The sequence below is a fragment of the Armatimonas sp. genome (assembly GCF_043760365.1).
GTDB lineage: Bacteria > Armatimonadota > Armatimonadia > Armatimonadales > Armatimonadaceae > Armatimonas.
Genome location: NZ_JAYUPA010000953.1, coordinates 1 through 8,004, shown reverse-complemented (window position 1 = coordinate 8,004; position 8,004 = coordinate 1). Strand labels below are relative to the sequence as shown.

Sequence of the window (8,004 nt, the reverse complement as noted above, 5' to 3'; positions counted from 1 at the left end):
TTCGGTCTACTCGCTCGCTCAGCATAGAACGCAGCCGTTCTGCCGCCAACTGTGCACCAGCGACCACGTCGCTTCCAGCACGGAAGGCAAGTGTCTGTCCCGAGATGGGTTGCGTAAGGAATACCTCGCTGTGCCGCAGTAGGCTTAGTATTTTATCATATTCAGTTACCATTTGAGTTCGTCTTCTTTCATTTATAGTTATCAAAAGCCCCTTCTAGGGCAAAATCTAAAGGGCGTTTCTGAACTAGCGTTTTGCGACCAACAATTTCACGAACTTTTGGTGCGTCAATACTTCGTACAGCACGTTCCCAACTCGCTTGACTAACCTCCGTAACAGATGGAGCAAGTGTTTCAACCAGTTGCTTTGAGATATCGTTGCGATGTGACAAACGCTCATGGTGCCCCAATATAAGGATGATGATGGGGGCAACGACAGCCGTCATGAGAGGAGGAAAACCAAAGATGAACAATTTCCCACCTGTAATAGCAGTGGATAACAGATGCTGCATTGGTATTTCTGCAAGACCTCCACAACAAAGTAGAGGGATAACAGACGCGGGTATAGTCTTCCGTAGCGGCAGGCGTACTGTTGACTTCGATTTAATTTGTGGAATGGGAAGTGCTTTGACATATTTGGAATCATTATCACGAAAAACCTGTGCAACATAAGCAGTAATATCAACAGCGACACCATCAAGACTCATATAATCAAAATCTTGCAGAATTTGCTTGGCAATCACTTTGTCATCGAATAATGGCGCACCCGATGATATTTTTGTGGTTACACTATCGCGCCGCTGAGATAGCAGTTCTTCAAGGCCAGGAGATTGTCGTGATAAATTTCCCAGAAGTGTATCGGGAAGTGTATCTATAATGGATTTTTGGCTAGCAAGTAGTTGTGAACAGGTCTTCTGAGTGCGTGGCAGGTTGATTTGATTTTTTTCCAAGATGGGAGAAATCCTACCAAGTGCTCTATCGTGATACTGTGGCCATTCACGAGAAAACCATTCACAAAATAGGTCAATAGCGGCAGCACGAATATCGTCACGTGGAGACCAGATGCGAAATAACGTTCCATACCGATAGAGGCTGTTCTTAGCACCAGAGGACTCTTGATGACCATTGCCAAATGTTCGGACAAACGTATCGAGCTGATCTATTTCACCATCTAGTCTTTCGGTTTTGGTGCGAAGACTATGAAATGAATCATCCGGGTAGATAGTTTTGAGTGCTCCATCAGCACTGGCTAATATAGCCTCGGCGGACTCGACAGTATATTTACGAGTACAAATAAAATGCGATTTCACTATTTGCTCTGCACGACTCAACGCTTCATTGAGTGTATTTACAATAACTTGTTGTTCAACATTTGCTGCTCCAAAAACCCGTTTTATATTATTAGAAAAGCCACCAGGAAGTTGTGGCATATCCAAATAAGGCATTGATATCGTCAGATTCTTAATATCAGGGGGGAAAATACGTGCATCTAGTTGTCGTGTTTCCGCACGGCCTCCAGATTGGAGGACAACTTGTTGTAAACGTTGCCCAGCGGCAATACTACTGCCTTGTGCCCGCACATAATCACCTACCCGACCTAAGTCGGTACGTGCATCTTGACTTAATTCTTCAATTAGTAATATTTCAGTAATTTTACTCTGGAAGAGGCGTTCTAATGTGGCCGATTTTTCACCAGAGACACCAAAAAGAGAGAATCTGATACTATCATGATTAGCAAGTTCCACTAGCAAATTCGCAATTTTCTGGCATATATCAGAGTCGAATACATTCTGTTTTCCTAGATCATCACTTTTCAATCCTATACGTTTAAGGTAAGTTGCTCGCCGTTCTGAGTGTCGCGTTTTCACCTCACGTAAGAGTCGCTCGCTTGTAGCATTGCAATAAAGTGAAAGCTGGGTGACGTTATTAATTAGATTGTCACCAATGGCACGGAGATGTTTCGCCGCAAACCTTGCTTGAACGCCAAGGAATGACTCGGTCTCTTGTTGCTTAATTGCAGATGCTCGTGGCCCTAGTGCTGTTAAGTGGTTCCGCAGTTCAGGTATGCCTAGCCCCTTTTCAGGGGAAGACCCGGCACTGATGATGGGAATAAACCCCGTGACTCCCTTCCCAAAATACTGATAGGCTCGGGGAAGTAGCTCGCCCTGTCGCCGCTCAGGAGGAACTTTATCCGCATAGGTGATGACCCCCAAGACGTCTTTACCCCGCCCCAGGAGATCGTCAAAAACCTCGATGGTATCTGCATCGTTGAGCTTGTCGGCACGGAAAGCCCAGAGAACAAGTGTCGCACGGTGATAGAACTGCTCATAGATTTCTTCGAGCGCGAAAGTAACGCCTTCGCTACCCCCCAGCATTTCTGTCCGTGCTCCGCCCATTCCACTTCGTACTTGCTTGAACCCCGGTGTATCTACAAGGACAACTTCAGGCGGGAGAGCTAGTCCGCTACGATGCCACTGCACCTCAACTACCTGATCGGGTAGTCGAATGGGCTCTGTATGTCGATAGAGATCAGCACGCAAAGCAGGCGGAAGATTCTTGGCGGCGCGGCTCTCATTGATTTTCTGGAGTGCCTCTGTCTCGCACCGAGCGATCTCACGCTCCTGATCTGCGCAGGCAACTTCGGCGGCAGCGACGCTCATTCGCTCGCCGTTGACCTGGCCTATCCGTCGTAAGATCGCAAACTCATCCGCGCCTTCGGGTAGCCCACGATAGAGGTCAACTCTCCAAGTCTTGGGCAGAAAACTAACGGGGGCAACATCACGCCCTAGAACCGCATTGACAAGGCTTGATTTTCCGAAGTTTCCTTCACCAACGACGAAGACAAGAATCTCGTCTGGTGAGGCTAAGTCTCGTAGTTTATCGCGCACTTTGTCCGCATCTGCCTCAAGTCCATTACTATGCAGCAATGCTTCTAAGCGTCGAAGATCTTCTTTAAGGCGTGCGCGGCTAAGCCGCCCTTCGTTTGGCACAAAGGTATTAGCTGTACTTTCTGTAGTATGGGGTCGTCTACTCAACGGTGTCTATCTCCATCTGACGTTGTGCAACCGTTTCCTCGGCGCGTTTGAGTGCTCGTGTGAGTTCTTTTTCCAAAAGACGGGGTGGTAGGTGCTGGGTGAAGAACTCGGCGACTCGGATGTCGCTCTCGGTGCCTAGCTCCAGAAGCTCGATCTGCTGGGGGCTTTTCTGGCTACACAGGATCAGGCCAATGGGAGCTTCTTCACCGGGCTGTCGTTCGTAGCGGTTGAGCCAGCGTAAGTACAGCTCCATTTGGCCTTTATAGGCGGCGGTGAACTTGCCGATTTTGAGTTCAATAGCGACCAAACGGCGCAGACCACGGTGGTAGAAGAGCAAGTCTAAGTAGAAGTCTTCGTCGTCTATGGTCATGCGCTTCTGGCGTGCGACAAAGGCGAAGCCTGCGCCCAGTTCCAGCAGAAAGCCTTCCAGCTCGCGGAGGATGGCATTCTCCAAGTCCCGCTCGCTGTAGCCGTCGTGCAGACCGAGGAAGTCGAGTAGGTAGGGATCTCGAAAGACAAGATCAGGAGTGAGCTGGTCGCTGTCACGGAGGGCGGCGATCTCACTCTGGATCACGTCGTCAGGCTTGCCAGAGAGTGCGGTTCGCTCGTAGAGCATCCCGTCTATTTTGGCACGGAGGGTGCGCACGCTCCACCGCTCGATGCGGCAGAGCTGGGTGTAGAACTCCCGCTTGAGCGGCTCTTTGATCGGAAGAATAGCGAGAATGTGTGTCCAGCCCAATTGTCCAATCACTGATTGGACAATCTTCTCCTCGGGGAACTGCTCCGCAAACTGCACCATGTAGAGCAGGTTTGTCCGGCTAAATCCTCTCCCAAACTCCTCGGTCAATTGTCTCGACACTGTAGCCACAATCTGCTCGCCGTAGGGCGCACGCACTTCTTGGAGCAGGTCTTCACGGAGGCGCTTGCCTAGGTGCCAGTGGAGCAGAGTCAGCTCGCGGTTAACGGTGGTCGCCACCCGCTCCCGTGTCTGCTCAATCAGGCTACGTAGCTCATGAATCAGTAGGCTGGTATCAGGGTTAGATATTACCATTCGGGCTATCCTTCCCCACCCGTTGTCATGCGTTCGATCCCCTCACAAAGCACTTGGAAGCTGCGAGATCGGTTCCCAGTACGTGAGAGATGCTCTGCCATTAAGCGTGCACCTGCTACCTTCTGAAACACAGGAATGAGCTTTTCAATCTCTTCAGAGGGGCGAACCACTGCATCTGCATTGCGAAAGCGCGCCATTGCTCCTAGGCCTCGTAGGGTCTCATCTTGAAATGCGTCCGCTAAAGCATCCGGCTCACCAAAATACCAAGCTTCTAGCTCCTGGCATGCAATTCGTACTAAGGCATCCTCACGCCCACCTTCATGGCATAATCCTGTAAGTTTTGCTTTAAGAGCAAGGCAGTTACCGTTATCGTTGTCGCGGAGTACGACGAAGCGAACACCAGGTTCACGCCATGCTCGTAGCTTTCGTGGGATACTCTTTTCGAGATCACCTTTTCCTTCATGTGGAATACAGAGAAACTTTAGATCAGGAAATAAGCGAGGAATCAGGCCGTCCAGGAGCACTTTCATCGAGAGTTCTTCGAGCAAGAACACAACATAACTCATCGTAGACCGACACCTTTGAACAATCCTTGTTTCCAGAGTGCCCCTGGTAAATCTCCTTCGGCCACCAAATTACGGAGTAACTCACTGTCCGATGCCCGCTCTACGGTTGTGAAGCCCTCTTTCTTGACGAGCCAGTAGATCTCTTCGAGCTTCGCGCCATTGAGAAAGTCCGGTGAGTGTGTTGAGGCGAATACCTGCCCTCCCCGGAGCGCATATCCACGAAATTCTTCCAGAAGCTCTTGCAGAAGCTCAGGATAAAGTTGATTCTCCGGTTCTTCTACCGCAAGTAAAGGATGTGGCTTTGGATCATAGAGCAGCACAAGATACGCAAACATCTTGATGGTACCGTCTGAGACGTAGCGGGCAATAAAGGGATCTTTAAAGCTCCCATCCTGGAAACGGAGTACCAGTCGCCCGTCTTCGGTAGGCTTTGCTTCGACTCTATCAATTCCCGGAACGCGGCGGCGCATGGCCTGGAGAACTTTCTCAAACTGGTCGGGGTGGTTCTCGTAGAGGTACTGCGCTACCTGCGCCACATTTTCTCCTCCCATCGAGAGGTGCTCGGCATAGCCCGCTTCCGCGCTGGAACGTGCGTCGCTGATATGGAAATCAGAGATGTGCCAGTTCTCCAGCAGATCGCGGAACTCGGCGACCACGCGAAACTCGGTGAATTGTCCCAGCCCCTTTATCGCCAAAACACTGGGATCGGCTAGGACGCGCTCCTCGCGCTCTGCCGTAACGCCTTTCTGGCCGTACATCGCCTCGTTGGTGATTGCGGTTCCTTTGCCACGGGAAAAATCAACAAAGTGCCAGGGCTGCCCACGCCGACCACGCCTAAACTTTAGTACCTCACGATGTACCACTACTTTGCCACGGTCGTTCGCAATGTCTAATTGATAGGTTGCAAGCCTACCACTGCTCTCCCGAAATTTTATGGTGATGCCGATGGGGCCTTTTTGCCCACGGCTGACCAGCTCATTGAAGCCTCCACGCCGGGCGACTGCGGATGCGACATTTTGCGTCAGTGCATCTTTGAGGAAAGCGAAGACATCAAAGAGTGTTGACTTTCCTGAGCCATTCGCCCCCACGACAATGGTGAGTCGGGGAAGGTCAGTCAGAACCGCATCACGAAACAACCGGTAGTTTCTCAGCTCTATCGTTTCAATTTGCATAATTTTTTATTAGCCAAGGTGACGAATATCAAGGTCGCCCCAGTGTTGCTTCAGATACTCGGCGACGAGGCGACGGTGACAGAAGTGGGGCTTGTCCTCGCTACAGAGGAGGCAACCCTCAGCGATGATTTCCTGAGAGATGGTTTTCTCGATCTTCCGTTTCTCCATGAGTTCGAGAAACTTGACTTCGTAGCCCTTCCAGTCACCGCCGTGCTTTTTGTACTCATCCAGCATCTCCTGGGTTGGTGCTAAGTCGGGGAGGTGAATGTACTCGATATTGCATATTTCTTTTAGAAAGTAAGAGAGGTCGTCTCGCTTGGCGAATCCAGCGAGTTGGGAAACGTTGTTGAGGCGCACGTCCACCACGCGTTTGGTGCCAGATTGACGTAGTTTCTCGAAGAAATACCGTGCGTTCTTCTTTGTAAATCCAATGGTGAAAACGTTCATTATCTTGTTCCTACGGCCTCAGCGAGCAGCCGCTTGTCTACGTAGGCCACACGATCTTCCTGAGTCGCAAGTGCCTCGGCGATCAGCTCCTCGGAGGAGCGGAAGAGGTCGTGGTGCGGCAGGCCGACTATGTCTAAGAGTCGCTCCATTGCCTCGGCGTCGGTTTCGAGAGCACCGTTTCCCAGGATGTGCTGTACCTCGACTCCTTGCACGGCTAGCTCCTTTGCAACGAGGAGAGTACGGTGGCACTCCAGGGGGTCTTTCTCAGAGCACATGAGGGCGATTCGGTAGGTTTCGGCGCTCCGCATGACCCGCTGAATTCCCCAGTGAAAGCCCTCGGTCTGTGCGAGGCAGTCGTAACGAACCCGCCCGTTGTGGTAGCACGCAGGATCGTCGGAGCGCCCGCCTAGCTCTTGCCCAAAGAAGGCGTAGCGGATGCCATTTGCCACCAGGCTTTCCTTGAGCGGCTCCCGGTTGAAGTGGGGATTGAAGCGGCTGTAGGGCATGGAGCGCACGTCGGCTAGCGCGGTAACTTCGTGCCGCTGCAAGAGATTCAAGAAGACTTCGATAGAATGGTTCGAGTGCCCTACCGTGAGTACCTGTAAATTTCCTGAAGTCATCATAGGATTTCTTCCTCACGGGAAATCACAGCGGCAATAAGTTTGTAACAGTAGCCATCGGTGTGTGGCTCGCCAAGACTCACAGTCAAAAAACTCTCTCCTAATAAATAATCGCCGTTTGGTTCCTTTAGGTATTTTCGAGTACAAATAGGGTCAGTTACCCAAAAACTGTAATATACTGAGTTATATTTGAATCTTCCTTTTACACGTCTTTTAGAATTGCCATATTCCGCACCTGGATCACATACTCTCAATTTTATCCCATCAATATAAATCAATTTTAGCGATGTATCTAATGTCTGTGCATGAGAAAGTATAATCCTGTCGTGGATTCCATTTGAAGAATGGTCATTATTATTGAACCAAAGATATGAAGGAGAATCAGTAAGATTTTTTAAATCTTCCCATTTGGCTTGTCCTACTTTTGCCCAAGTACCTGGAGCAAGAAGCCAATTTTCTTGCTGATATAGTTTTGGTTGTGGTTCGCGAAGTGGCAAATTGATGATGTCGAGCACACGGGGGTCGCTACCATCTTGGTATTGACGTTCCTCTTCAGATACCCCTTCGTGATCATTGGCACCCACTGGACGAATCCAACCTGCAGGTTTAGAGTTAATGATTTCTTTGCCCGCAATACATCGCCCGTTAAGCTTGCGTGAATTAGCAAGGCAGATAATCTGTTTAACGACAATATCTTCTTCCATTCTATTCTATTTACTCGCCTTCGTCGCCTTCGTCAAATAATCCGGCTTGCGTCTTGGGTTTCGTCTCTTGCTGCGCTCGCTCTTCCTGCTGCCGTGCAAGCTGTCCTAGCTCCGGCCAGCTCTGGACGAGTCCGTTGTAGGCCAGTGCCTCTGCCGCCCGTTTCTTGCGCTCACATAGGGTGTAGAGCCGGTAGGCCAGCTCCCGCCCTACCTCGGCATTGCCTCCGAGCTTAGCGAGCAGTGCCGCCGCCGCTTCCTCACCGGTCTCCAGGGCGCGGACGAGCTGATGGACGATCTCCCAGACGGTGAGGCGCTTGTCGGTGGTGGGGTTCCAGTCGGCATCAAGCTCACTGGGGCGCAGGAGGCGCACCCGCCCCGCGCCGGTCTGCGCAATCCCGGCGTCCACCAAGCC

The 8,004-nt window shown here is 50.9% G+C and carries 7 protein-coding genes and 1 pseudogene; all 8 read right to left on the bottom strand.

Features of this window, described 5'->3' with window-relative positions; all coding sequences use genetic code 11:
• Nucleotides 1-188: 188 nt before the first annotated feature.
• Nucleotides 189-2,987, bottom strand: a complete 2,799-nt coding sequence (locus ACH2EH_RS24205; protein WP_395145857.1) for a dynamin family protein — start codon at nt 2,985-2,987, stop codon at nt 189-191.
• A gap of 37 nt (nt 2,988-3,024) precedes the next feature.
• Nucleotides 3,025-4,083, bottom strand: a complete 1,059-nt coding sequence (locus tag ACH2EH_RS24200) for a YhcG family protein (RefSeq protein ID WP_395145855.1) — start codon at nt 4,081-4,083, stop codon at nt 3,025-3,027.
• A 5-nt stretch (nt 4,084-4,088) separates the two neighbouring features.
• Nucleotides 4,089-4,649: a DUF4276 family protein gene (locus ACH2EH_RS24195; RefSeq protein ID WP_395145853.1), complete on the bottom strand. Its 561-nt coding sequence runs from the start codon at nt 4,647-4,649 to the stop codon at nt 4,089-4,091.
• The gene (locus tag ACH2EH_RS24190) at nt 4,646-5,821 is read right to left on the bottom strand and encodes an AAA family ATPase (RefSeq protein ID WP_395145851.1); all 1,176 of its coding nucleotides are present in this window, start codon (nt 5,819-5,821) and stop codon (nt 4,646-4,648) included. The genes ACH2EH_RS24195 and ACH2EH_RS24190 overlap by 4 nt, the downstream gene beginning before the upstream one ends.
• Before the next feature lie 9 nt (nt 5,822-5,830).
• Nucleotides 5,831-6,268 carry a DUF488 family protein gene (locus ACH2EH_RS24185; protein ID WP_395145849.1) on the bottom strand — a complete coding sequence of 146 codons (438 nt, stop codon included), beginning with the start codon at nt 6,266-6,268 and terminating at the stop codon, nt 5,831-5,833.
• A complete protein-coding gene (locus ACH2EH_RS24180; RefSeq protein WP_395145847.1) occupies nt 6,268-6,891 on the bottom strand; it encodes a DUF488 family protein in 624 nt (207 codons plus the stop codon). Before ACH2EH_RS24180 ends, ACH2EH_RS24185 begins: the two co-directional genes overlap by 1 nt.
• Nucleotides 6,888-7,592, bottom strand: a complete 705-nt coding sequence (locus ACH2EH_RS24175; RefSeq protein ID WP_395145845.1) for a dual OB domain-containing protein — start codon at nt 7,590-7,592, stop codon at nt 6,888-6,890. Before ACH2EH_RS24175 ends, ACH2EH_RS24180 begins: the two co-directional genes overlap by 4 nt.
• A gap of 10 nt (nt 7,593-7,602) precedes the next feature.
• Nucleotides 7,603-8,004: pseudogene (locus ACH2EH_RS24170) on the bottom strand (hypothetical protein); the annotation flags it as partial.

What these genes read in the sequence shown, in the direction of transcription:
- ACH2EH_RS24200 (WP_395145855.1), bottom strand. Translation starts at nt 4,083, where the DNA reads ATGGTAATATCTAACCCTGATACCAGCCTACTGATTCATGAGCTACGT.
- ACH2EH_RS24195 (WP_395145853.1), bottom strand. Translation starts at nt 4,649, where the DNA reads ATGAGTTATGTTGTGTTCTTGCTCGAAGAACTCTCGATGAAAGTGCTC.
- ACH2EH_RS24190 (WP_395145851.1), bottom strand. Translation starts at nt 5,821, where the DNA reads ATGCAAATTGAAACGATAGAGCTGAGAAACTACCGGTTGTTTCGTGAT.
- ACH2EH_RS24185 (WP_395145849.1), bottom strand. Translation starts at nt 6,268, where the DNA reads ATGAACGTTTTCACCATTGGATTTACAAAGAAGAACGCACGGTATTTC.
- ACH2EH_RS24180 (WP_395145847.1), bottom strand. Translation starts at nt 6,891, where the DNA reads ATGATGACTTCAGGAAATTTACAGGTACTCACGGTAGGGCACTCGAAC.
- ACH2EH_RS24175 (WP_395145845.1), bottom strand. Translation starts at nt 7,592, where the DNA reads ATGGAAGAAGATATTGTCGTTAAACAGATTATCTGCCTTGCTAATTCA.